The organism is Neobittarella massiliensis (ex Bilen et al. 2018), assembly GCF_014269355.1.
GTDB classification, from domain to species: domain Bacteria; phylum Bacillota; class Clostridia; order Oscillospirales; family Ruminococcaceae; genus Neobittarella; species Neobittarella massiliensis.
On sequence record NZ_JACOGI010000003.1, the window covers coordinates 239,288 to 264,825 of the forward strand.

Sequence of the window (25,538 nt, forward strand, 5' to 3'; positions counted from 1 at the left end):
TGCTGACGGCTGTTCAAATTGTTACGAAATTGTAAACTCGGCCTTTTTTTATGCTGTTTTAGCCCTTTTGGCCGCTGGGATGGGGGCCCGCGGCCCGCATGCGAGGCTCTTTTTTAGGGCCGGAGCGGGCGAGCACCGCCGGCAGCGCAGACAGAGGCGGACCACAGCGCGACCACCCCCGACCGACCGGCCGCGGCGGACCGCCGGAGCAAGAGCCGGCAGTGGGTGGGGGCCGGGGAGCTCACCGCCCCTACCCCCTACACATTATAGCGCGTTTTTACGCCTGTGTGGGGCTTATATGGGGCTTGTGCGGGGCCTTTAAAACGCCCGGTGATGGGCTGACGCCGCCGGCAGCAGGGCTGCGGGGTGCGGGCGGCAAAACTTTTTGCGGGCGGCAGCACCGGGTGCGATACGGTCTAGAGCGCATACTGGAGCTGGCAGTCGAAGGGTTCGGGACCGGTGTGGCACGCCAGCTCCTCGGTGGCGGGGACACAGCCCATGGCCCGGTAAAAGGCCTGGGTCTCGACGGCGGAGTGGGCGGAGATATACAGCGCCTCGGCACCTCTTGTTCGGGCAAAGGCGGCGGCCTGGGCGAAGAGCTGACGGCCGATGCCGCGGCCGCGCCGGTCCTGCGAGACGTGCAGGCTGGTGAGGTCGCTGAACTGGCTGCGGCTGCCGGTGAGCGGGCCCTCGACCGAGCAAAAGCCGGCCAGCCGGCCGCCGATGAAGGCGCCGTACACCGCTCCGCCGCCGGGCAAGGTGCCCTGCAGGCACTGCACCAGATAGCCGTAGTCTGACGGGGACCACTGGTCGATAAAGGGGCAGCGGCGCACCGCCCAGTGCCCCGCCTCGCGGCGCCAGCAGTCGGTGACCAGCTGGCGGCGGGAAAAGCCGGCAAACAGGCCCGGGCGCAGCATGGCTGCGGTGAGCGGGCGGATACAGGGCGGCAGTTCGCCGCGGGGGGCGCTGTCGCGGATGGCGGCCAGCAGCTGAAAGTAGTCGCCGAACTGCCAGTCGGCCAGCGCGGCGATCTGCTCTGCCTCGTGCTGGGCGTAGCGGTCGGCGATGGCGGCGACCTGCAAGCCGGCGGCTTTGGCGGCCTGCACGCCGATGAGCGAGTCCTCCAGCACCAGGCAGTCGGCGGGAGCGAGGCCCAGACCGGCCACCGCCTTTTGATAGATCTGGGGATGGGGCTTGAGCTGGGCGGCGTCTTCGCGGGTGTAGATGACCGTGAAGGTGCTGTCGAGCGGGGCTTTGGCCAGCAGGTTTTTATTTTTGGTGCGGTAGATATCCATATTGGTCTTTTTGGTGGTGGTGGCGATGGCCAGCAGCAGGCCCCGCTGCCGCAGCTGGGCCAAAAAGAGCGGGACGCCGGGCTTGTAGTCTACCTGCGAGACCAGAAAGTCGCCGGCGATCTGGTAGCGCAGATCGTGTATCTGCCGGGCGCTGAGCGGGCTGTGACACAGCGCGCCCAACTGCCAGCAGTAGTCGAGATAGGGCTGGGGGCGGTGGCTGTAGCGGCGCAGCAGATCGTCGCGCTGCCGCAGCACCGCCTGCTCGGACAGCTGGGGGCCGCCCAGCTGCCGGATCAGCGCCGCGTCGACCTGGTTCCAGATGCCGACGGAGTCGATGAGCGTGCCGTCCATATCGAAGATGACGGCTTTTTTACCTTGTAGCAGATCGGCCATAAAGGACTCCTTTGCTGGATAGAGCGGTGTACGGGCGGGCACCAGCCAGTATACCACGGCGCCGGCGGGCCGCACAAGCGCGGCGGGGAGCGGTAGGCGGGGCCGTAGCCTGGTCTGGTGCTGACTTGGGGGGTGGTTTGGGGGCGGCTCGAGGCGGGCTTGGGGCGGATTTGGGGCGGGCTTACAGGGGCATGTGCCGCGCTGGGGCCGGACCGGGCGGGGCAATGTTGGGGCCGGATCGGGGCTTGGCTGAGTTGGGCTGAGTTGGGCTGAGTCGGGCTGGGTCGGACTGAGTCGAGGGCGCGCCGGCCGTACTGGGGCGCGTTTACAAACCGCCGGCGCTGTGCTATAGTAAAGCGGTAAACACCACTTATATAGAGGAGGAGATACTGTGTTTGACTTTTCACGGCCCATCGACCGGCGCGGCACCGGCTCGCTGAAGTGGAACCAGCCGGACCCGGCGGTGCTGTGCATGGGCACGGCAGACCTGGACTTTGCCTCGGCCCCGGCCATTAGACAGGCGCTGTTGGACCTTGCCGACAGCGGCATGTACGGCTACTACGCCAAGCCCGAGGCCTATTACCGGGCGGTGACCGGCTGGTATGGCCGCCGCTTTGGCTGCCATATAGAGCCCCAGTGGGTGCTCAACGCGCCGGGGGTATGGGTGGCCGCACGCATGTGTATCGACACCTACTCGCAGCCGGGAGACTGCGTTTTGGTGCAGGCACCGCACTTTTCGCCGATCGCCCGCATCATCGACTGCGCCGGGCGCCGGATGGTGACCAACCCCATGGTGTTAAAAGACGGGCACTACGCCATCGACTTTGCCGACTTTGAGGAGAAGCTGCGGCAGTACCGGCCCAAGATCTATTTTATGGTGAACCCCCACAACCCCACCGGGCGGGCGTTTACGGCCGGGGAGCTGCAGCGGCTGGTGGAGCTGTGCGACGCCTACGGGGCGGTGCTGGTGGCCGACGAGGTGCACTCGAACGTGCTGTTTGACGGACACGCCCACCACCCGATACTGGGCCTTGGCCAGCGGGCGCAGAAAATCGCGGTGCTGATCACCAGCGCCAGCAAGGCCTATAACATCATGGGGCTGACCTACGCCACGGTGCTGATCGCCGATGAGGGGCTGCGGGAGCAGTTTGCCGCGGCCATGGGCGGTTACTCGATGGATTTTGCCACCAACATTTTTAGTGTGGCGGCGATGACGGCGGCCTACAGCCCCGCATGCGACCAGTGGCTGGACGAGCTGGGCGCCTATTTGGCGGGCAACCTGGACTTTTTGTGCCAGTACATAGCGGCGCACATACCGGCGCTGCAGGTGATACGGCCGGAGAGCAGCTACCTGGTGTGGATCGACTGCCGACAGCTGGGGCTGCCGCCAGAAGAGCTGCGGGCGCTGTTTTTAGAGAGGGCCAAGGTGGGCCTTACCTGGGGCGAGGATTACGGCCCGGAAGGGGTGGGCTTTGAGCGCATCAATATCGGCTGTGCCCGGGCCACCTTAGAGGAGGCGCTGGCGCGCATAGAGCGGGCGGTAAAAGCCCTGGGGGCACAGTAGGCCCCAGGGCAGGCGCCGGCCGACGCCCGGCGGCCAATGGGACGGCCGGCCAAAGACAGAGCGCCCGCCCAGGAGAACGATCTCTGTTCTCCTGGGCGGGCGCTCTGTTTTGCCAGTGGGGGATCGAGGCGGTCAGTCCTCGTAGTCGGTGTAGTCGTCGGCCACGTTGTGGACCTTGAGAGCCAGCTGATCGGCCCCCATCTTGATCTGCAGGTCGCCGGCCAGCTCCAGCTCGAAGCCGGAAGTCTCATCGCTGTTATTATAGGAGTAGAAGTCGACCGAGAAGAGCGGCAAGCCGGTCTTTTGGAAGCGGTCGAGGATACCGCGGCAGGCGGTGGCGAACTCCTGCGCGTTGGCGTAGCCGCTGCGCAGAGTGACGTTCACGTGGATGTTGGTGCTGTCTTTGAGCTCGTCGAGGGTGGGCACTTTGCCGTCTTTGAGCCGGTAGAGATTGGTGTAGACATCCACGTCCCAGACGTCGCTGGCGTCGGCCACCTGGTTATACAGCTGGTTGTAGACGTCTTTTTCCAGCTGCTGCTGGGCCTCGTACCGGGCGGGGCCGTACTCGTCCCAGAGCGTGCCGGCGACGCTGCCGCCCACGCTGCCCAGCACCAGCAGCAGAGAAAAGAGGATGCTGAGGCCGTCGTAGCGGAATTTTTCTTTTTTATAGACAAAGCTGTAGACGATGATCTCGGCCCCCAGCAGGATGAGCACGGCGGGGGAGAATTTTAAGAAGGTGCCCATGGTGAACTTGGGATCGACGATGCTCAGGATAGCGGCGACGCCGATGGCCACCAGCGCCACCCCCAGCGTTAGGGTGCCGACGCGGCGGGTGGGCTGTTTGGCCGGGACCCGCACGGCGGCGGGCTGCCGGTAGGCCCCGGCAGGCGGGGCTGACGGGCCGGCAGTACCGGGCCGGGGGCCGGACTGGGGAGCGGATTGAGGGCCGGGTTGGGGGCCGCCGGCAGGGGCGGCACCCTGACCGGGGGCGCCGGTGGGCTGTTCGCTCTGCGTGGGTTGGGTGGACTGGGTGGGCTGGGTGGGCTGAGTGGGTCGATCGGGTCGCTGCTGGAAGTTTTCGTTATTGGGCTGATCCATAAGTAAATGCCTCCTCTTTTCATGTTTTGCCGGTTGTTGCCGCTACTGCCCGCATTGGGGGCCGCCGGGGGCGGACTGGTCTTTACCCGCTTTTTGGCGGGTGCTGCGCACCAGGTAGACGCCCAGCGCGATGAGACCGAGGCTAAAGAGCACGGCGGGTATGTTGCAGAGCAGATCGTACAGCCAGGGAATGAGGTCGTAGAGATCCCACAGGAAGGGGCGCAGGAAGTTGTAGAACACGGCGTACACCCCCAACACCACCAGGCCCCAGCCGGCGATCAGGCGGGCCTTGTGGGCGTTTTGCGGCTGCTGGCCGTGACCGATGAGATCCTCGAACAAGAACTTATCCTGGGTCTTCCAGTAGGAGAGCTGTTGCAGGGTGAGGTTGGATTTGTTCACCGCGTCGAACAGGCTGTAAAACCAGATGACCGGGATGCCCAGCCACAGCAGGTGCAGGCCGGGTATGCTGCAAAGAAAGCAGTCGGCGAAAAACAGCGCCATGAGCGAGGCACCTTTTTTAGAGAGCCCCAGGTACATGTGCCCGGCGCCGGGGACGATGGAGAACAGGCCGGCGAGAAAACCAGATTTTTTTTGATACATGATATATGCTCCTCTCAGCGCCGCACCGGTCACCGCCGGGCGGTTACTTCTTTTGTTCTGTATTCAGTATAGGCGGCGAACATTTCGTTTTCCCGCGCAAAATTCTGAAGAAATGTTTACGACTTGCCGCAAAAAATACAAAACGCGGCCGCCTTGAGCTGAGAGGGGCGCAGACGGGGCCTAAATGGGGGCGTTGGGTGAGGGGGGCAAAAGGCGGGCGGGGGCAGGTCTGGGGCAGCTCTGAAGTGGACCAGGAACGGACCAGGAGCGGGGCAGAAAGAGTGGGGCGCGTGCTCGGATACCGAATACACGCGCCCCACACGGCAAAATGCCGATCAGGTGATGGGCAGGAACATGGGCAGCACGCCGAAGAGCAGGCAGCCCAGCGCCCCCGAGAGCAGCACCACCACGATGGGGTGCAGCTTTTTTAAGCGGGTGATGACGAACATGACGATAAAGATGAGCACCGCCCGCCAGTTGAGAAAGTCGGTGAAAAAGCCCTCGAGGCCGGTGAACACCGCATCGAGGTGCAAGAGCGCGGTTTTGCCTACCGAGAACACGGCGGCGGCGATGAGGCCCACCACTGCCGGGCGCAGGCCGGCCAGACCGGCGCGGACACGGGGGTCGTTTTGCACCGTCATAAAGCACTTGGCGACGATGAGGATGATGATGAACGAGGGCAGGATGACCCCCAGCGTGGCGCAGATGCCGCCGATGGGACCGGCGCACTCGGTGCCGACGAAGGTGGCGATGTTGACCGCGAAGGGGCCGGGGGTGGACTCGGACACGGCGATGAAGTCGACCACGCCGGACAGCGGCATCCAGCCGCGGGCGGTGACCTCCTGGGTGATCATGGGGATCATGGCGTAGCCGCCGCCGAAGGTGAACAGGCCGATCTTAAAAAAGGTGAAAAACAGCTCTAAGAGGATGCTCATTCCTGCACCTCCCCGCTTTTGATGGCCCGCAGCCTGAATACCAGGCCGCAGATGGCCGCGCCGATGAGGATGAGGATGGTGCTTATCTCGGTGAAGGCGGCCAGCGCGAAGGCGGCTAAAATGAGGATGATATTAAAGGCGTTTTTCTTGAGATTTTTGGAGAGCTTGACCACCGCGTTGAGGATGAGCAGCACCACCCCGGCGCGGATGCCCATAAAGGCGTACTGCACCCAGGTGAGGGCGCGGAACTGGGCGTAGAACACGGCGATGAGCGAGATGATGAAAAAGGAGGGCAGCGCCACACCGATGGTAGCCAGCGCGGCGCCGAGGAACCCGCCGACTTTGTAGCCCACGAAGGTGGCCGAGTTGACCGCCAGCACACCGGGCGTGCTCTCGGCGATGGCGATCATGTCGAGCATCTCGTCGTCGTTTATCCACCGGTGGTTCTCGACCACGTCGCGCTGGATGAGCGGGATCATGGCGTAGCCGCCGCCGAAGGTGAACAGGCCGATGCGAAAGAAGGTGGAAAACAGCGTCCACAGTATGCCGGGGGCGCGCTGTGCGGGCTGCGCGGGTTTCGCGGGGGGCTTTTTCATGTGATCCTCTCCTTTTTTGGGTTTGACTTCCTCTTTTTTACCGAAACAGCGGGTGCCGCGGACACCGTGCGGCCGGGAGCGGCCGGCGGCGGTGGGGCGCGGGTACAGACATGAAAATAGCCCGCTTAGAAAGCGGGCTATCGGTGCGTGCTGGCATCTACCTATTTTCCCAGGCAGCTTCCCGCCAAGTATTTTCGGCACGACATAGCTTAACTTCTGTGTTCGGGATGGGAACAGGTGGGGCCTATGCGTTATCAACACCAGCAGTGCGGGGGCTTTGTTACCCTGCACATACAAATATAGTATAGCGGCCGGCAGGGCTGTTGTCAATACTTTTTTTGAAAGGCAACGCGGGCGGACAGCGCTGGGGCCTAACTTGGGTCTGCTTGAGCTTGCTTGGGAGGCGGACAAAAAATGCGCCCGACTTATTGACTTACGCGGTAGAAACCCGTACAATATTCTATACAAATATAAGAATTTTAGCCAGCCATTTTTAGTGCATACAGTACAATTACACCATTGGATTTTATGCGTTTTTATGAAGTTGGCCACGGATTGGAGCTGACATCACCGTATGGAACGCGCGAGCGGCATTTTGTGCCATATCACCTCGCTGCCGGCCCCACAGGGTATCGGCACGCTGGGGCGCACCGCCTACCGATTTATAGATTTTTTGCACGGCGCCGGGCAGCGCTACTGGCAGATGCTGCCCATCGGCCCCACCACCTACGGGGACTCGCCCTACCAGTCGCCCAGCGCCTTTGCCGGCAACCCCAATTTTATCGACCTGGATATGTTGGCCGACGAGGGACTTTTGGATATTGAGGACTACGCCGACTTTGATTGGGGGGACGACCCCCAGCGGGTGGACTACCAGCAGATCTACCGGCACCGACAGGCGGTGCTGCAGCTGGCTTGGCAGCGGGGGCGCGACCGGGACCGCCGGCAGGTGGATGCTTTTTTGCAGGAGCAGGCCTTTTGGCTGCCGGACTACGCGCTGTTCGTGGCGCTGAAGCGCCACTTTGACCAGCAGCCGTGGTACACCTGGCCGGAGGATATCCGCAGCCGGCAGCCACAGGCGCTGGAGCACTACCGGCAGCTGTTGCGGGAGCAGGTGGACTGCGCGGTGTACATCCAGTACCTGTTTTTTAAGCAGTTTGCCCGCCTGAAGCGGTATGCGGGGAAAAAAGGGGTGCTGCTGTTTGGCGACACGCCGCTTTACGTGGCGCTGGACTCGGCCGACGTGTGGGCCCAGAGCCGGCTGTTTTGCCTGGACGAGCAGCTGCGGCCCACGGCGGTGGCCGGGGTGCCGCCGGACTACTTCTCGGCCACCGGACAGCTGTGGGGCAACCCGCTGTACCGGTGGGAACAGATGGCCGCCGAACAGTACAGCTGGTGGATCGAGCGGCTGCGGGTGGCGTTTTCGCTGTTTGACCTGCTGCGCATCGACCACTTCCGCGGCTTTGCCGGGTACTGGTCGATCCCCTACGGGGACCGGACCGCTGCCGGCGGGCACTGGGAGAAAGGGCCGGGACTCGACTTCTTTCGGGCGGTGGTCACCGAGCTGGGACGGGTGTCGATCGTGGCCGAGGACCTGGGGGTGCTCACCGACGATGTGCTGCAGCTGCTGGAGGAGACCGGCTTTCCCGGTATGAAGGTGCTGGAATTCGCCTTTGGCGACGGGCCGGACAACCTGTACCTGCCCCACAACCACACCCCCGGCAGCGTGGTGTACCTGGGCACCCACGACAACGACACTCTGGCCGGGTGGATCGCCACTGCGCCGCGCAAGACGCTGCAGCACGCACAGGCATACCTGGGCGCCGCCCAGCCCCGCCTGCTGGCTGACAGCATGCTGCGGGCAGCTTGGCAGAGCGTGTGCGATCTGGCCATCGTGCAGGTGCAGGACCTGTTGGGGTTGGGCAGCGAGGCGCGGATGAACACGCCCTCGACGGCCAGCGGCAACTGGACCTGGCGGCTGCGGGAGGGGCAACTGACCCCGGCGCTGCAGGCGCAGCTGCGGCAGATGACCGAGCTGTACGGGCGGATCGTGCCCGAAAAGGAGCAGTCTGCCGGCGAGGGGGGCCATAATCGGCCAAATTTTGAGCGGGCGGACAGGTAAGCTTTTAAACGTGTAGAAAAGGCGGCGCTGCCGCTTTGATAGCCGGACCGACCGCACCCGACTGCGGGCGCGGGACAGGACCGGCCCGATAGACCGAGACCACACGGGCAGGCGCCCGCGAGACCGGCGGCTTAAAAGCCGATGGAAGAGAGCATGGAGGGAATAGATATGCGCTACACCGACGTTTATAAACAGTGGAAGACCGCGCTGGCGGGCACCGAGTACCAGCCGGAGATCGACGCTCTGGAGGCCGACGAGGCCCTGTGCGAGGACAGTTTTTACCAGTACCTGGAGTTTGGCACCGCCGGTATGCGCGGCACCATCGGCCTGGGGACCAACCGCATGAACGTGTTTACGGTGCGGCGCTCGACCCAGGGGCTGGCCGACTATGTAAACAAGATCGGCAAGCAGGAGCAGGGCGTGGCCATCGCCTATGACTCGCGCCTTTACAGTGACAAATTTGCCCTGGAGACGGCGCTGGTACTGTGCCAAAACGGGGTAAAGGCCTATTTGTACGACTGCCTGCACAGCGTGCCGCAGCTCTCGTACGCAGTGCTGAAGCTGGGCTGTGCTGCCGGCGTGGTGATCACTGCCAGCCACAACCCGCCCCAGTATAACGGCTATAAGGTGTACGGCGAGGACGGCGGCCAGCTGGCCGTGGAGGACGCCGCCACTGTGACCAGCTTTATCGACGCCATCGACGACCCGTTCGCCGTTGTGGGCATGGACGAAAAGGAGGCGCTGGAAAAGGGGCTGCTGGTGTATATCGGCAAGGAGATCGACGAGCAGTACTACGCCGATGTGCTGAGTTTGTGCTACAACCCGGCGGTCATCGAGCAGGAGCGGGATTCGCTGAAGGTGGTGTACTCGCCGCTGCACGGCTCGGGCAATATTCCGGTGCGCACCGTGCTGGAGCGTCTGGGTATCAAAAACCTGAGCGTGGTGAAGGAGCAGGAGCTGCCGGACCCCAAATTCCCCACCGTCTCGGCCCCCAACCCGGAAGACCCCAACGCCTTTTCGCTGGCCACCAAGCTGGCTGACGAGGTGGGCGCCAACATGATGTTTGCCACCGACCCCGACTGCGACCGTCTGGGTGTGGCGGTGCGGCAGGGAGACGGCAGCTTTAAGGTGCTCACCGGCAACCAGACCGGCGTGCTGCTGATGGATTACATTTTGTCGCAGACGGCGGCAAAGGGTTTTAAAGGCGACGAGTTCGTGGTGCGCTCTATCGTATCGACCGAGATGGCCGACGTGGTGGCGGCCAGCTACGGGGTGGAGATGCGCAGCGTGCTGACCGGCTTTAAGTTTATCGCCGAGCAGATCAAGCTGGCCGAGCAGACCGGCAAGGGGACCTTCTTATTTGGATTTGAGGAGAGCTACGGCTGCCTGAGCGGCACCTTTGTGCGGGACAAAGACGCCTGCATCGCCTCGATGCTGGTGGTGGAGATGGCCTGCTACTACAAATCTAAGGGTATGACCCTGTATGACGCCATGCAGGAGATGTACAAAAAATACGGCACCTACAACGAGACGGTACTGTCGAAGACGCTGAGCGGCATTGAGGGCATCGCCAAGATCACCGGCGCGGTGCAGACACTGCGCGACCAGCCGCCCAAGGAGATCGGCGGGATGCCGGTGAAGGCGCTGGCCGACTACCAGCTGCAAAAGGCGGTAGACCTGCAGAGCGGCGCCGAGACGGCACTGACTCTGCCCAAATCGAACGTGCTGGCCTACACGCTGGACGACGCCAGCTTTATTCTGCGCCCCTCGGGCACCGAGCCCAAGCTGAAAGCCTATGTGTCGGCCCACGGGGCGACTGCTGAGGCGGCCAAAGCCAAGTTTGACGCGGTGGTGGCGGCAGTGACCCAGCTGATGGATGAGCTGACCAAGTAGTTTTTGTAAAGATACCTGATCCTAAAAAAGCAGTGCCGGCCGGCACTGCTTTTTTTGCTGGAGAAAGATAGGTATTTTTTAGGGGGGATCATGTGAGGACTTGCGGGACGGGGCGACCAGCTATGTATTGTGGGATGTGGTGCGGCATGGGTGCAACAGTTTGGATAAATGTGGGGTACGGGGTCATATTCTGCCGGGCGAGGATGAGGTGTGCTGTGGGCTGCACGGTGCTGCGTGCTTGGGGGCTGTACACTGTGTACTGTGTACTGTATACAGTGTACAGTGTCTGTTTACTGTATGTTGTGTGCTGTGCGCCGTGTACGGCTTTACTGCCGTTGGGCGGAGTTTACTTAGGGGCAGCTGTGGGTATTTTTACGTTTATAGGGGGTTGGGGGGCGGCTGAAAGTGATTGTACATACGTCTTACACTGCGAGCAGGGAGAGAAACGTCACCTTGTACACAACTGCGGTAAAAGGCAGCGCAGAAAAAGTTGACGGCAGAGCCAAAGGCAGAGCACATGGCGGACAACAGGCAGTTTGGCAGAGAATTTTGGTGGACGGCGCTGATGTAGGAAGTGGGAGAGGTGTATGCGGATGGGGATGGGGTTTTATAGAGCGGTGTTGGGCTGGTGGAGCCAGTTTTGGGGAGGCGGCCATAATTCGGTACCGGTGGTAAATGATACGCAGGACAATTTTATAACTTTGGCGGTGGGTATTACCCAGGCAGCCACAGATGTACAGGAGAGCCGGTTTGAAATGATCTTATGGCCGTTTTGACAAGCAGAGCAGTGTGGCAAAAGCCGGATGCTGGGGCGTGCCGTGTTGAGATACCGGCGAAGAGCGACGCCGCAGCGCTAAGCATGGGCATGTATGTATGCGCGTTTATAGAGTATGACCAGGGACGCGCACAAGATACTGTCATCGTGTCATCGTGTAACCGTGCAGCAGAGTCGCTCTGGTTGGTGATGAGATCCACCATCTCCTGCCGGGAGTACTGGCCCGAAAAACACATGTCGATGACCGGCACCAGCGGCAGCGCCCGCTGCGCTCGGAGGTGAAGGCGCTCTCCCCCATCGTGGCGTCATTGACGTCGATGACCCGCCCGTAATGGTGGGCGCCGACGGTGATGCCGCCGCCCATGTGGGCCACGATGAGCCGACTGTCTTGATAGCTCTTACCCAACTCTGTACAGGCCCGGCGGGCCATGGCTTTGAGTGCGGCGGGGATGGCGACAGATCTTTTGCTGGGCAGCCACGGGAAAGATGGGCGAAGGCGAGACTTTTTGCGGGGTGGGCAGCAGAAACCGCACAGACTGCATAGGCCGCATAGACAATATAGGCGATGGAAATTTTGCAGGGGCGCTATGGCCGTATTGCTGTATTGCTGTATTGCCATATTGCTTTATGTGGAAATATGGCGCTTTATGGGAATAGAGCTGTGGCGTTGAAGCGGGGCCCCCGAGAGGCCTTGGTTACAGTTGGCCGTAGTTCTCCATAGAGAGTTACTCTGGTTTGGGCAGGCAGCGGCGGGCGGTAGTGTGTAGCGGTGGGCAGCAGCAGGCAGCGGTGGGCAGCAACAGGCAGCAGCGGGCAGTTTGCCGGCTTGACGATTCATATCGTGCACAGAGGGCCGGCTGGGTGGGCGCGCTTGTCGTGTTGGGAGGTCTTTTTAAGAGCAGTATATTGTTTGGTTGGGGGTATATCTGTAGATGATCGGGAGGGAAAAAAGCGGCACTATTGGGCGCTGCACAGTGGTGGCGGAGGTAATTATCTATTCTGGGTGGGACAGATGTAACTTTGCAGCGGGCCGGGCCTATTGTGGGGCTGGGCGGCGCATACGTTATACTGATGTTGTGGCAGATAAAAGAGCCGCCGGCATAACCGGTGGCTCTTTGGCAGTTTATGAGGGGGCACCCCACCCCTGTGTTTGTAACTGGGGCGTATAGGGGCAGCTTGCACCGTTATCGGCGGTGGGACTTTCACAGGGCCGCATACCGCACACTAGGGCTTTAACTGGAAGATGGCGGCGGACAGCGGCGGCAGGGTGGCGGTGAACTTGCTGCGGGCCACATCGACGCTGTGGCCGCTGAGCAGGTCTACCGCCAGCGCATAGCTGTGCCGCCGCAGCAGGTGCAGGCCGGCGGCGTTGAGACCACTGGTGATGGCGTGCAGATCGATCGTCTGCGTGCAGGGGGCATCGGCGCGGTTGATAAGGGTGAGCGTGACCCCGTTTTGGGCCGGGGCACCAAAAAAGTCGTGTTCGCGGCCACAGAGACGCAGGATGCCCAGCAGGTCATCGCCGTAGTGGACAAAGCCCACGTGACCGGTCTTGAGCGCGTCGCTGCCGGTGCGTACCGCCGACAGCCGCTTGGTAAAGGCGGCCATATCGCGGTCGCGGCGCATAAAGGGGCCGCGGTTGAGGGGATCTTGCAGGCCGTGCATGCCCCACTCGTCACCGTAATAGATACAGGGTACCCCGGGCAGCGAGAATATAGCCGCCATAGCCAGCTTTTGCCGGGCGGCGGCAGTCTGGTCCTGTGCGGGGGTGATGGCCCGGGTGGCTGCCACCTGGCTGGGGCGGTCCATGCCCTGACCGGTAAGGCCGGTGGCCAACCGAGTGCGGATGCGGGCGATATCGTGGGAGGAGAGCAGGTTCATGAGACAGTAGTACATGTGCTGGGGGTAGTTGACCCGCTGCATGAGCAGCAGATCGACCAGTGCCCCGGCCGACTGCTCGCCGAGCAGATAGCGGACCAGTCCCTCTTTGAGGGGGTAATTCATGACGCTGTCGAGGCCCTGACCCAGGGCGTAGGTGCGCTTGGCGCCGTAGCTCTCTTTGATGGTGGCGTCTTCCCACACCTCGCCCAGCAGCACGTCGTCTTTACTGTGGCGCTTGAGGGCGGTGCGCATCTTCTCGATGACGTCGTCGGGCAGCTCGTCGGCTACGTCCAGCCGAAAACCGGCGGCGCCCCGGGCCAGCCAGGTGTTAAACACGCTGTCTTTGCCGGTGATGACGAACTGCTGCCAGTCGGCGGCCTCCTCGTCGACTTCGGGTAAGGTGTCAAAGCCCCACCAGCTCTTGTAGTCGTCGCGGTCGGCCCCGAATTGATACCACTTGTAGTAGGGCGACTGCTTGCCCTGATAGGCGCCGGGGCCGGGGTAGTTCTCGTTTTTATTGAAGTAGACGCTGTCGGAGCCGGTGTGGGAGTACACCCCGTCGAGCAGGATGCGGATCCCCTTGGTAGCGGCTTTTTGGCAGAGGTGGATAAAGTCCTGTTCGCTGCCCAGTACCGGGTCGACCTTTTTGTAGTCGGCGGTGTCGTAGCGGTGATTAGAGGCGGCCTCGACGATGGGGTTTAGGTACAGCACGGTGACCCCCAGGTCGCGCAGGTCGTCGAGGTGCTGCTCGATACCCTTTAAGTCGCCGCCAAAAAAGTCGCAGGGGGCGTAGTAGGGCTGACCGGGCAGCGGCTCGTACAGCGGGAGCTCGTCCCAGCGCTGGTGTGGGTATACCAGGCGGCCCATCTGTCGGTGGTACTCCAGCCCTTTTTGGGCGCCGGCCCGGTCGCCGCAGCTGTAGCGGTCGGGGAAGATCTGGTACATGGTGGAGCGCTTGAACCAGTCGGGGGTGGTGAAGCCCCGCTTGTACACGGTAAGCTGGAACGAGCAGGGCGGCACATCGTAGAGCTGCCCCTCCCCCGCTGTTTGCCCCATGGGCAGGCCCATGTACAGGGTGTGGCCGGCGATGGTGTGGATGATGAAATAGTACCAGTCGACACCGGGGGCGGCCTGGGCGGTAAAGGTATAGGACCACAGCCCCTCGCGGTCGAGGGCCATAGGGTGATCCTGCCCCTGGTCATTTATGAAGATGCGCACGGTGACGCCTTCGACCTGGGCGGGGTCGGCCTGCAGGCGCAGGGTGACTTTTTGCCCGGTACAGACGGCGCCCATAGGCAGCCGGTAGGCGCACAGGGCGCTGTTGTGGCGGATGTCCTGCATAGAGGTCATAGGGCGTGTTCCTGCCTTTTTAGAGAGTGTGGGGGGCGGCACCCGGCGGGTGCACCCATAAACTCCACGACGCGCCACACGCCCGGGCAAAGCCGGGGCGTGTGGCGCTGGTGGGAGCTGTTGACAGCTGGTGAATTGGTGAAGTCTGGTGAGAACTATACAGTTTACAGCGTACTGTTTATTGCCCGACGCGGGCCAGACTACTTGAGTTTTTCGAGTTTCCAGACGCTGCGATTGTACTCGGAGATGGTGCGATCGGAGCTGAAGAAGCCGGACTTGGCGGTGTTGATGGCCGCCTTTTTGTACCAGTCCTGGCTGTTGTCGCAGTACAGGGCATAGGCCTTGGCGAAGCGGTGGATATAGGAGGGCAGATCGTAGAGTACGAAGTACTTGTCGGCCCCGTCGAAATCGCCGAACAGCAGCGACTGGTACAGGTCGGAGAACTGGTGGGCGGAGACGCCGGGCAGCGTGCCGTCGATGAGGCGGTTGATGGCGTCGCGCACGTGGAGGTTCTTCTCGAACAGCTCGCCGGGGCGATAGCTCTTGTGGGCCTGCATCTGGCTGATCTGCTGGATGTTGGCGCCGAAGATATAGATGTTATCCTTACCGACTTCGTCGAAGATCTCGATATTGGCGCCGTCCATGGTGCCTAGAGTGATGGCACCGTTCATCATGAACTTCATGTTGCCGGTGCCGGAGGCCTCCAGCCCGGCGGTGGACAGCTGCTCGCTGATATCGGTGGCGGGGATGAGCAGCTCGGCGATGGAGACGCCGTAGTTCTCGATGAACACCACCTGCATTTTGTCTTTGCTGCGCGGGTCGTTGTTGACCAGGTCGCCGATGGCGTTAATGAGCCGGATGATATTTTTGGCGCGGGCGTAGCCCGGGGCGGCCTTGGCGGCAAAGATGAAGGTGATGGGGGTGGTGATGATGTTGGGGTTTTCGGCCAGCGCATTATACAGGTAGAGGATGTGCAGGCACTTGAGCAGCTGGCGCTTGTACTCGTGCAGGCGCTTGGCCTGCACGTCGAAGATCGAGTCGGGGTTGATGGTGATGCCCTGCGTGCGCTGCAGGTACTGGGCCAGGCGCACCTTGTTCTCTTTTTTGACCTGGGCGTATTTGGCGAGGAAAGCTTCGTCCTCGACAAAGTCCATCAGCTTTTCAAATTGGGTATAGTCTTTGATAAAACCGTCGCCGATATACTCGGTCATGAGGGCGGTGAGACCGGGGTTGGCCACCGCCAGCCAGCGGCGGTGGGTGATGCCGTTGGTGATGGCCAGATATTTGCGGGGGTAGATCTTATACGAGTCGGCAAACAGGCGGTTTTTGAGGATCTCGCCGTGCAGCTGGGAGACGCCGTTGACGTGGCTGGCCACCGCCACGCAGAGGTTGGCCATGCGGATCTGGCCGTAGGCCACCACCGCCATATCGCTGATGCGGTCCATATCGCCGGGATAGTAGCGGTTGAGGCGCTCGCAGTAGCGCTGGTTGATCTCCTGCACGATGGAGTAGATGCGCGGCAGCAGGGCTCTGAACATATTCTCGTCCCAGCACTCCAGCGCCTCGGAGAGGATGGTGTGGTTGGTGTAGTTGAAGATGCGGGAGACCAGGTTGTAGGCCTCGCTCCAGGTGTAGCCCTCCTGGTCCATGAGGATGCGCATGAGCTCGGGGATGGCCAGTGTGGGATGGGTGTCGTTGATCTGCACCACCACGTGGCTGGGCAGCGTGTGCAGGTCGCCATAGCGCTCTTTGTGGGAGCGGACCATGCTCTGCATGGTGGCGGAAGTGAAGAAGTAAAACTGCTTGAGCCGCAGGATCTTGCCCTGTTCGTGGTTGTCGTCGGGGTAGAGGACCTTACAGATGGACTCGGCCAGCTCTTTTTCCTGCATGGCCTGCAGGTATTGGCCCTGGTTAAAGGTCTTGATATCGAACGGATCTTTGGAGCGGGCGCTCCACAGCCGCAGGGTGGCGGGCATTTTGCTCTCGTACCCGACGACCGGCATGTCGTAGGGGACGGCGATGACGGTGCTGTAATCTTTGTGCACCGCATGCATGCCGGCCTCGTCCCAGAACTCCTCTACGTGGCCGCCAAAGCGCACCTCGACCTCCTCGTCGGGGCGCTCCATCTCCCACACGCAGCCGTCTTCTAACCAGTTGTCGTCCATCTCGACCTGCTCGCCGTCGACGATCTTTTGGCGGAACAGGCCGTGCTCGTAGCGGATGCCGCAGCCGATGGCCGGCAGATCGAGGGTGGCCAGCGACTCTAAAAAGCAGGCCGCCAGGCGCCCGAGGCCGCCGTTGCCCAGACCGGCGTCGCGCTCCTGCCAGGCGATGTCGTCGAGATCGAGACCCAAGCTGGAAAACGCCTTTTGATAGCGTTCTTTGAGGCCCAGGTTGACCAGATTATTGGTGTAGGCGCGGCCCATGAGAAACTCGGCGGACATGTAGTAGACCCGCTTGAGGCCCCGCTTTTCGACCTGGGCGTTGGCGGCCACCCACTTATCGATGATCTCGTCGCGGATGCAGATGGCGCTGGCCTTATAGAGTTCCTCTTTGGTGGCGTTCTCGAGCGTTTTGCCGAAATGCCGTTTGAGCTTGCCGACGATATTTTTGACCTCGGCGGACTGTTTTGGTTGTCTCATAAACTAATAACCCCTTATATCCTAAAAAACGGTGTTGTCATCATAGCGATTGCGGTGACTGGCCCCTTACAAGACAGAGCAGGCCGAACAGGCTTTTACACCTCTTCGGTCTGCTCCCATGTCCCCTGTATTGCGAAAGTGTAAGGACCGATGCGGGGCTGCGCCCCTCGGTCCGGATGGGCCTTTTGCTCGGTGTAGTTTTCGTAAAATGCAGTTGTTACTATGCTATGCTTGTAAACATATCATAATACTTTTTCGCGGAGACTGCAAATGCGTTGTCACAGGCAAAGGCATTTTTGACTAAATTGCTCCGTTTTTCCGGGTCACTGATGGTCTCCAGTGCGTAGCGGATGACGTAGAGCATGTCGTGGGCGTTAAAATTGGTAAACGAAAAGCCGTTGCCGGCCCCGTTTTGCTCGTCGTAGGGGAATACGGTATCGCGCAGGCCGCCGGTCTCGCGCACGATGGGCAGCGTGCCGTAGCGCAGGGCGATCATCTGCGAGATGCCGCAGGGCTCGAACTTGGAGGGCATGAGGAACAGGTCGCTGGCCGCATACAACTTGTGGGCCACGGCGTTGGAGTAGCTGATGTAGGCGCAGACCCGGCCGGGGTACTGTTTTTCCATCTGGCGGAAAAAGTCTTCGTACATCGCATCGCCGGTGCCCAGGATGACCACCGCCACATCTTCCTCCATGATCTCGTGGAATACGCGCATGACCAGATCAAGGCCCTTTTGGTGGGTGAGACGGGTGACCATGCTCATGAGGGGGGTGGTGGGGGGCACAGTGAGACCCAGCTCCTCAAACAGCGCCTCTTTGCACAGCTGTTTGCCGGCCAGGTCGCCGGCCGAGAAGTGGTAGGGGGCGTAGGCGTCGTTCTCGGGGTCGAATTCCACCGTGTCGATGCCGTTTAAGATGCCCACGAAGTCGTCGGCCCTAGAGGCCAGCACCCCGTGCAGGCCGTAGGCGTAATACGGGGTCTTGAGCTCCTCCACATAGCTGGGGCTGACGGTGGAGATCTTGTCGGCGAAGACCAGGCCGCCTTTCATGAAGTTGGCGCTGCCGCCCATCTCGATAAAGTCGGGGGTGTAGTAGCGGGGGTCTACATCCAGCCAGTCGTGCACCACGCCGAAGTCGAACTGGCCCTGATACATGATATTGTGGATGGTAAACACCGTTTTTATACCGCCCTGCGGCCGATTTTGGTACTGGGCCTTGATGAGCATGGGGATCATGGCGGTGTGCCAGTCGTTGACGTGCATCACATCGGGCATGAAATCGATCTTTTCCAGGCACTCCAGCACGGCGCGGGTGAAGTAGGCGTACTGCTCCCCCTCCTCGTAGCCGCCTTTATATATGGGGCAGCCGCCGAAGTAGTAGTCGTTGTCGATAAAGTAGTAGGTGACGCCGCCCAGCTCCAGCTTCTCGACCCCCACGTAGACCTCGCGCCAGCCCAAAAACATCTTGAAGTCGGCCAGGTGCTCGGTCTGGGTGGCGTATTTCTTTTTGGCCTCGCTGTGGAAGGGGATCATCACCCGGCAGTCGATCCCCAGGGCGATGAGGTCTTTGGGCAGGGTGCCCATCACATCGGCCAGGCCGCCGGTCTTGGCAAAGGGAACACATTCCGCCCCCACCATGAGTAGTTTGAGCTTGGGCGCCGGCTTTTTGACGCTTTTGGTCCGGGGTCTTGCCGCCGGTTTTTTGGCTGTTGTTTTTTTCGTCTCGGCCATATTAGACCACCGCACCTTTCGGGATGATGAGGGGGTAACTCTCGTTGCCCTTTAAGTTGGAGTAGGGGCGCACATTGACCCGCTTATCGACGATGACCTGATCCAGCGAGGTGTTCTCGTACACCCGGCCGTCCTGCATGACGATGCTGTTTTTGATCTTGGCGCCTTTACCCACGTACACGCCGCGGAACAGGATGCTGTTTTCCACTTCGCCCTCGATGATGCAGCCGGAGCCGATGAGGCTGTTTTTAACCACGGCGCTCTGTCCGTATTTGGCGGGGGCACCGTCTTTGACCTTGGTGTGGATGGGCCGGTCTTTGCTGAACAGGTCCTCCTGCACCTCGGGCCGCAAAAAGTCCATATTGGTCTTGTAGTAGGCGGAGGTGGAATTGAGCCGGGCCACGTAGCCGTTGTGGCGGTAGCCGTAGATCTTGAGGCTCTTGATATTTTTGATGAACACGTCGGTGATGAGGTTGTATTTGCCGTGGGCCATAGCGTCGTCGACCAGGTATTCCAGCAGGTCTTTGCGGATGAGGTAGACATCCATGGCCACCTTTTTCTCGCTGGATTTTTGGGATTTGTACTGCATGTCGGTGACGCGGCCGTCGTCGTTGAGTGTGAGCCGTAGATCTTTGAAATGGCCGCCGCTCTCGGCGCATTTTTTCTCCTCGTTATAGAGGATGGTAATGTCGGCGCCAGTATCGATATGCTGCTCGAACATCTCGTTATAGGTGCCGCTGTACAGGGTATAAGAGCCGGTGAGCAGGCAGTATTTCTGCCGGGCCCGGCGCAGATAGGCGGCGGCACCTTTGATGGTATCGACCAGACCGTTGTAGGAGCCGGTGTTCTCGAAGGTGTCATAGGGGGGCAGGATGAACAGACCGTCGTTTTTGCGGTTGAGATCCCACTCCTTGCCGGAGCCCACGTGGTCAATGAGCGACTGATAGTTTTTCTTGGGGATGATACCGATGTTGCGGATGCCGGAATTGACCATATTGGACAGGGTGAAGTCGATCATCCGGTAGCGGGCGCCGACCGGCAGCGCCGACACCGAGCGCAGGTTCACCAGCTCCCGCAGATTGATATTTTCCTCGCCTGCATAGACCAGGCCGAATACGTCGTTGCGCATCATAATCTACTTCCCCCTAATCCTGTTTGAGCACTCTGCCGGGCTCGATCATATCGCCCTCGGCGATCACTGAATTTTTGGTGGCGTACACGCCGGTGCCGACCACGGTGATCTTTTTGTCGCCGCCGATGACCACCCCGTCTTCACAGGTGACCTCCTCGTCGATGATGGCGCGGTCGATGGTGCAGGCTTTGCCGATATCGGATTCCTGCATGATGATGCTGTCGCGCACGGTGGTGCCGCGGCCGATGGTGACACCGGGGAACAGCACGCTGTTCTCGACTTCGCCCAGCACCTTGCAGCCGTCGCCGATGATGGAGTTTTTCACCCGGGCGCCGTCACCGATGTAGTGGGGCGGCTTGGCGTAGTTGCGGGTGTAGACGCGGAAACCGTCCTCGTGCAGATCCAGCTGCGGGGTCTCGTCGAGCAGCTCCATGTTCGACTCCCACAGACTCTCGATGGTGCCCACGTCTTTCCAGTAGCCCTTGAACACATAGGCATACATCTTTTCGCCCGCCGCCAGCATGGCCGGCAGCACGTTTTTGCCGAAGTCGTTGTCGGAGTGGGGGTCGTCATTGTCCTGCATGAGGTAGCTGCGGATGGTCTTCCAGTTGAACACATAGATGCCCATCGAGGCGGTGTTGGATTTGGGGGCCGGGGGCTTCTCTTCAAACTCGACGATGCGGCCCTCCTCATCGGTGTTGACGATGCCAAAGCGGGAGGCCTCCTCCATGGGGACCTCGATGACGGCGATGGTTGCGTCGGCACCTTTTTCGCGGTGGTAGTCGATCATCTTGGAGTAGTCCATCTTATAGATATGGTCGCCGGAGAGCACCAGTATGTAGTCGGGGTCGTAGCGCTCGATAAAGTTGATATTCTGATAGATGGCGTTGGCGGTACCGGAGTACCACTCCCCTTTTTGGCCGCTCATGTAGGGCGGCAGCACCAGCGCGCCGCCGCTGCTGGCATCCAGGTCCCACGGGGCGCCGGTGCCCACGTATTCGTTGAGCTCCAGCGGCTCGTACTGGGTGAGCACGCCCACCGTATCGATGCCGGAATTGGCACAGTTAGAGAGGGGGAAATCGATAATCTTATACTTCCCCCCATAGGGAACGGCCGGTTTGGCGCGCTTTTTGGTAAGTACGCCCAGGCGGCTCCCCTGACCGCCGGCCAAAAGCATTGCCACACATCTCTTTTTGGTAATCATCTCTCCTGCCTCCTAGTTTTTTGCTCTGCCGGTACCGGACAGCCTGCTGGCCGGTACATATTCAAAAAACGCAGCGCCCAGTGGGGGCAACGTTATTTCTGCACTCGCCGCAAAACCGGCGTAAGACTCGCCGCGGACAGCGATCTCCTTGGCGTTTTTGACGCCGCTGCCGCCGTAGCGGGCGTCGTCGCTGCTGAGTATCTCGCGCAACACCCCTTTACCGGGCAGCCCCACGGTGTAGTGGTAGCGGACCACCGGGGTGAAGTTGACCGCACAGACGATGTGCTGCACCCGGCCCCGCCAGGGCCTGGAGTTGCGCATGAACACCAGCACGCTGTTGTCGCGGTCGTCGCGCTGCAGCCAGCTGCAGCCCCCGTCGCCGCGATCGTCTTCGTACAGCGCCCGGTATTTGGTGAGGATGCGGCCCAGCCGGGCGATATAACGGGACATGCCGGCGTGGGAATCGTACTCGTGTAAAAACCAGTCGAGCGAGCCGTCGGTATCCCACTCGACGAACTGGGCAAATTCGTCGCCCATGAACAGCAGCTTTTTGCCCGGCTGGGCGTAGAGCAGGCCGTACAGGGCGCGCAGGGTGGCAAATTTCTGCCAGTAGTCGCCAAAGCAGCCTTCGATCATCGAGTGGCGGCCGCCCATCACCTGGCTGTATGGGTAGCCCAGCAGGAAGGTGTTGTCGCCCCGCTGGTCGATGGGCAGGACTGGCTTGTCGTGGTAGTCGCGGCGAAAGAGATGGTCCATCTGCACATAGGCAGCCATCTCGCCGGGATAGTCGCCGCGCAAGACCATATCGAACCCGACGCCCCCCTCCTCCTGCGGCAGCGTGAGTGCGGGATCGCCTTCGCCGCCGCGGGCAATGAGCAGTGCCCGCGGATAGATGGAGCGGGCGGCGGCCGCCAGGCGCCTGACAAAACCGGTATCGCCGGGGGACTGGTGGCTTGTCCCGTCGAGACAGAGACCATCCAGATGGTAGGTGCGCAGCCAGAAACAGGCGGCCGAGAGCAGGTAGCTCTGCACCTGCGGCTTTTGCAGGTCGAGCAGCGGCGGCTGACCGGCCTGGGGCGGCTGCTCGTAGAGGTCGGTGCCGTCAAAGCGGACCAGCGTGTGCTGCCCCTCAGCCAGCGCTGCGCCGGGAAAGTCGAGCAGGGCGCCGATGCCTTCGCGGTGGAGCATGTCGATGAGGTACATGAGCTCTTGCGGGGTGCCCAGCTGCGACAGTGGGGCGAAGAGACCGGCAACACGGTAGCCGAGACTGCCGTCGTGGGGGTGCTCGCAGATGGGCATGAACAGCACATGAGTAAAGCCCATCTGCTTTAGGTAGCCGGGCAGCTCCTGCGCCAAGTCGCGGTAGGTGTAGGCGGTGCCGTCATCGTGCCGCCGCCAGGAGCTGGGATGCATCTGGTAGATGTTGACCGCGTCTTCGCGGCCGGGGCGGCGACCCCGCTTGCGCATGTAGATGCTGTCTTGCCAGGCGTAATGGGTGATATCCCACACGCGAGAGGCGGTATCGGGCCAAACTTCGCTGTATAGGGCATAGGGATCGGCTTTATAGCGGCGGACGCCGTCGGCCCCGGTGACCAGGTACTTGTAGTTGCAGCCGTTTTTGACCCCCGACACCTGGCAGCTATAGATGCCGCCCTGCTGCTGCATAGGGGTGGCGGTGTCGTCCCAGCTGTTAAAATCGCCTACCAGGTGCACCGCCTGGGCACTGGGGGCCCACACGGAAAAGCGGTGCTGCTCGTCCTCTTCTATGTAGTGGCAGCCCAGCAACTGCTGGCAGACGTCGAGTTCGCCGCTGTCGAAGCGCTGCCTATCGGACTGGGTAAAAATTTCTGTTGTCCCCATACGCTCTCTGCCCTCTCTTTATAAATAGTATTACAGGTGCCGTGCTAAAATGCTTGGACTTTGTCAGCCGCAGTGCAGCTTTGACCGAGCCTGTGCCGCCCTGACCAATAGGCAAAAGCGACAACAAAAACGCAAGGCGTCTGTGCACACAGATACCTGAAAAGTTACTCATCAATGTAACATTTTGCCTATATTTTGTGTTTTCATTATATCACGATTTATTTATTGTTTATACTATTTTTTAGATAGTTCTTTGATTTCTCCCTTTTGGCAATTTTTGTTTGGCTTTTTTCGTTCTATTGAACAGAACGCTCGTTCAAGTGGCGAGATCGCTGCACAGCTTGTACGAAAAAGCGGCAGAGAGACTGTAAAAAGGGACGAAACTTTTGCCTTGAAAATGACCGGCAGTCAGGGGAAATCATGGAGCATGGCTGACCGCGGGAGCGGGAGACTGTAGATGGAAGGCAGACAGCTTGCCAGATGCAAAGAGTGGTTTCGAAATGAGGGTAGGTATTGTGGGAATTAAAGCTTGGAAACCGGTAGGGTCTGGTAGTGGGATGGGGCGCCCTGGAGGAGTGGCCGCTGACTGTTGGCTGTATTTATAAATATTATGGGTGCGGCGGCAGGATAGGTTCGTATGGAATATAGCAGTGAATGGTGACTGGTGACTGGAGGAGCGGAGGCCTGATCGACGAGGTTCGTATAGGTGAAACAGGACATGCCGACTACTGGGCAAAGTAGAAGATCGCTACTGTAGGTAAAAGTTGGGGAAAACGATTAGGCAGCAAGCGTGACATTTTTGAAAAAGGCACTGCTTGCTCTATATAATCGGCGGGCGAATTCATGCTCATGTTCATATTCGCTGCGTGACGGAGCAGAGGGAAAACTCACCTAGTTTGTGTATCTGCCAGCGGTAAAAAGATATTAGGCAGTCAATTTTCAGGAGTGGATTAGGTTTACTGATGATGATGCGGGGGACAACCAGGTCGGCCTTGTTAACCGTATACGTATATGCTGCATTGGTTTTTTGCCTTTTTGTTTTTAGGTGATAATGTGGCCATGATCTTATTTCTTTATGGTGGGCATAAAAAAACGCGACCTGTACGGTCGCGTTTGCGTCGGGTCCCGGTTCATAGTCGACAGAGTGAAAACCTTTGGGAAAGAGCGCAGGGAGCAGGATCAGAGCCAGCAACACCAGTGCCAAAATGACAGCGGCTACGGTGTAGGCCACTTTGTGACGGCCGCGCTCGTTGGGCGGCAGCGGCTTGATGAATACCTCACGGCTACTTTTTAAGTTGGGCAGATTGCGGGCAGAGCGGTCATCCATATCAGACACCTCACTTTTTGCGCTGTTGGTCTTGTAAATACGATCTGTTATTATAATGTGCCAGTACAGCGGCAAAATACCGCCATTTACCTACGTATGTCAAGCAGTACCGGGAGACAACGATTTTAGAAGCGGCGGGCGCGGTTTAAGGGAGCGCACTACGCATCGTCACAACATAAAGTCAGTGGTTATGCCGGCAGGTACGCTGGGCAGATTCTCCTCTGTAGGGGTGCCATCTTTGAGCCAGCAGAGGATGGGGATCGCCACCAACACAGCTATCAGCAGCAAAAACAAAACAGCTGCCAGCGTATAGCCCCAGTGGTGACGGCGATTGTCACTTACGGTACGCGTGAGCATTGCACCACCAGTTTTTCGTGTAAAAAGATTGTCGCGGGAAGACCGGTCCACGGGTATCACCCCTTTTTGCAGGTAAGAGCAGCAAGTTCTAGGGTAGGTTTTTCTATGCGCTATCCCTATAAAATGTGGAGATCATCTATGGGATAGATGTCGAAAAGCGGGAAAGTCCTCTCTGTAATTTTAATGTAGCACAGGGCTGTTCCTTTTACAAGCGGTGACATTTGAATATCATTTAAACGGCGAGATCTTTGGCGTTTATGTGCAAACAGTACCTATTTATTAGAATAATACACAGGAAAAATCAGTGTTTGGGGCAAAACACATAAATTGGACATGTAGAGATATATAAACACAAAAAAGACCACCTTATTCAGGTGGTCTTTTTGTGTCGGCGTCTACCTATTTTTCCGGGCAGCTTCCCGCCAAGTATCTTCGGCACAACATAGCTTAACTTCTGTGTTCGGGATGGGAACAGGTGGATCCTATGCGTCATCAACACCGACTCTATATATGAATATCAGCTCTCGCTGTACCCAACTTGTCAAAAAAGGTCTCCGGCCGCCTTCTCGTTTTGCCCTGTGACCCGAAAAACACTGTGTTTTGCTCCAGCAAAACTGATGAACTCCGTTCATCAAAGGGTTTTTCTAGCCACAACGCTCTGCGTTGTGGTGACCCGTGGGGGAATCGAACCCCCGTTACCGGCGTGAGAGGCCGGTGTCTTAACCGCTTGACCAACGGGCCATGTGGTGCACCATCAGGGACTCGAACCCGGGACCCACTGATTA

17 protein-coding genes, 1 tRNA gene and 2 rRNA genes are annotated in these 25,538 nt (G+C 60.0%); 3 read left to right on the forward strand and 17 right to left on the reverse strand.

Going from position 1 to position 25,538, the window contains the following annotated elements; genetic code table 11:
- Nucleotides 1-416: 416 nt before the first annotated feature.
- The gene (locus H8K20_RS13670) at nucleotides 417-1,688 is read right to left on the reverse strand and encodes an HAD-IA family hydrolase (protein WP_207721583.1); all 1,272 of its coding nucleotides are present in this window, start codon (nucleotides 1,686-1,688) and stop codon (nucleotides 417-419) included.
- A 391-nt stretch (nucleotides 1,689-2,079) separates the two neighbouring features.
- Here H8K20_RS13670 and H8K20_RS12980 point away from each other — a divergent pair, with 391 nt between their 5' ends.
- The gene (locus tag H8K20_RS12980; protein WP_186488704.1) at nucleotides 2,080-3,252 is read left to right on the forward strand and encodes a PatB family C-S lyase; all 1,173 of its coding nucleotides are present in this window, start codon (nucleotides 2,080-2,082) and stop codon (nucleotides 3,250-3,252) included.
- A 132-nt stretch (nucleotides 3,253-3,384) separates the two neighbouring features.
- On the opposite strand, the gene H8K20_RS12985 is transcribed toward H8K20_RS12980, so the two are convergent.
- The 5 genes from H8K20_RS12985 to rrf (H8K20_RS13005) all read right to left on the reverse strand — a co-directional run bounded on the left by H8K20_RS12985 (nucleotide 3,385) and on the right by rrf (H8K20_RS13005) (nucleotide 6,746).
- Entirely contained in the window at nucleotides 3,385-4,350 is a 966-nt protein-coding gene (locus H8K20_RS12985) for a DUF308 domain-containing protein (protein ID WP_186488705.1), read from the reverse strand.
- 42 nt (nucleotides 4,351-4,392) lie between these two features.
- Complete coding sequence (locus H8K20_RS12990; RefSeq protein ID WP_154866464.1) at nucleotides 4,393-4,950, reverse strand: hypothetical protein; 558 nt, start codon at nucleotides 4,948-4,950, stop codon at nucleotides 4,393-4,395.
- A gap of 335 nt (nucleotides 4,951-5,285) precedes the next feature.
- Nucleotides 5,286-5,885, reverse strand: coding sequence for a chromate transporter (locus H8K20_RS12995; protein WP_105204460.1), 600 nt, complete (start codon nucleotides 5,883-5,885; stop codon nucleotides 5,286-5,288).
- Entirely contained in the window at nucleotides 5,882-6,481 is a 600-nt protein-coding gene (locus H8K20_RS13000; RefSeq protein ID WP_186488706.1) for a chromate transporter, read from the reverse strand. The genes H8K20_RS12995 and H8K20_RS13000 overlap by 4 nt, the downstream gene beginning before the upstream one ends.
- A 148-nt stretch (nucleotides 6,482-6,629) precedes the next feature.
- A 5S ribosomal RNA gene (gene rrf / locus H8K20_RS13005) occupies nucleotides 6,630-6,746 on the reverse strand.
- 309 nt (nucleotides 6,747-7,055) lie between these two features.
- Between rrf (H8K20_RS13005) and malQ the strand changes: the two genes are divergently transcribed.
- Together malQ and H8K20_RS13015 are read left to right on the forward strand one after the other, a co-directional pair.
- Complete coding sequence (malQ, locus tag H8K20_RS13010; RefSeq protein ID WP_186488707.1) at nucleotides 7,056-8,603, forward strand: 4-alpha-glucanotransferase; 1,548 nt, start codon at nucleotides 7,056-7,058, stop codon at nucleotides 8,601-8,603.
- A 168-nt stretch (nucleotides 8,604-8,771) separates the two neighbouring features.
- On the forward strand, nucleotides 8,772-10,496 hold the full coding sequence (locus H8K20_RS13015) for a phospho-sugar mutase (protein ID WP_154867181.1): 1,725 nt from the start codon (nucleotides 8,772-8,774) through the stop codon (nucleotides 10,494-10,496).
- A 917-nt stretch (nucleotides 10,497-11,413) separates the two neighbouring features.
- Here H8K20_RS13015 and H8K20_RS13675 read toward each other — a convergent pair.
- The 11 genes from H8K20_RS13675 to H8K20_RS13070 form a co-directional block, all read right to left on the reverse strand.
- A complete protein-coding gene (locus H8K20_RS13675; protein WP_207721584.1) occupies nucleotides 11,414-11,677 on the reverse strand; it encodes a hypothetical protein in 264 nt (87 codons plus the stop codon).
- 818 nt (nucleotides 11,678-12,495) lie between these two features.
- Entirely contained in the window at nucleotides 12,496-14,502 is a 2,007-nt protein-coding gene (locus H8K20_RS13025; protein WP_186488708.1) for a glycoside hydrolase family 13 protein, read from the reverse strand.
- A gap of 200 nt (nucleotides 14,503-14,702) precedes the next feature.
- On the reverse strand, nucleotides 14,703-17,144 hold the full coding sequence (locus H8K20_RS13030; RefSeq protein WP_105204455.1) for a glycogen/starch/alpha-glucan phosphorylase: 2,442 nt from the start codon (nucleotides 17,142-17,144) through the stop codon (nucleotides 14,703-14,705).
- A 220-nt stretch (nucleotides 17,145-17,364) separates the two neighbouring features.
- On the reverse strand, nucleotides 17,365-18,873 hold the full coding sequence (glgA, locus tag H8K20_RS13035) for a glycogen synthase GlgA (protein ID WP_207721585.1): 1,509 nt from the start codon (nucleotides 18,871-18,873) through the stop codon (nucleotides 17,365-17,367).
- A 1-nt stretch (nucleotide 18,874) separates the two neighbouring features.
- On the reverse strand, nucleotides 18,875-20,005 hold the full coding sequence (gene glgD, locus H8K20_RS13040; RefSeq protein ID WP_105204453.1) for a glucose-1-phosphate adenylyltransferase subunit GlgD: 1,131 nt from the start codon (nucleotides 20,003-20,005) through the stop codon (nucleotides 18,875-18,877).
- A 13-nt stretch (nucleotides 20,006-20,018) separates the two neighbouring features.
- The gene (locus tag H8K20_RS13045; protein ID WP_341480862.1) at nucleotides 20,019-21,206 is read right to left on the reverse strand and encodes a glucose-1-phosphate adenylyltransferase; all 1,188 of its coding nucleotides are present in this window, start codon (nucleotides 21,204-21,206) and stop codon (nucleotides 20,019-20,021) included.
- Between the two features lie 15 nt (nucleotides 21,207-21,221).
- Entirely contained in the window at nucleotides 21,222-23,069 is a 1,848-nt protein-coding gene (locus H8K20_RS13050) for an alpha amylase C-terminal domain-containing protein (protein WP_186488709.1), read from the reverse strand.
- An 853-nt stretch (nucleotides 23,070-23,922) separates the two neighbouring features.
- Entirely contained in the window at nucleotides 23,923-24,396 is a 474-nt protein-coding gene (locus tag H8K20_RS13055; protein WP_186488710.1) for a hypothetical protein, read from the reverse strand.
- A 168-nt stretch (nucleotides 24,397-24,564) separates the two neighbouring features.
- Nucleotides 24,565-24,753 (reverse strand): hypothetical protein, encoded by a 189-nt coding sequence (locus H8K20_RS13060; protein ID WP_186488711.1) that lies wholly within the window; start codon nucleotides 24,751-24,753, stop codon nucleotides 24,565-24,567.
- 386 nt (nucleotides 24,754-25,139) lie between these two features.
- A 5S ribosomal RNA gene (gene rrf / locus H8K20_RS13065) occupies nucleotides 25,140-25,256 on the reverse strand.
- A 163-nt stretch (nucleotides 25,257-25,419) separates the two neighbouring features.
- Nucleotides 25,420-25,494 (reverse strand) — tRNA-Glu (locus H8K20_RS13070).
- Nucleotides 25,495-25,538 lie beyond the last annotated feature (44 nt).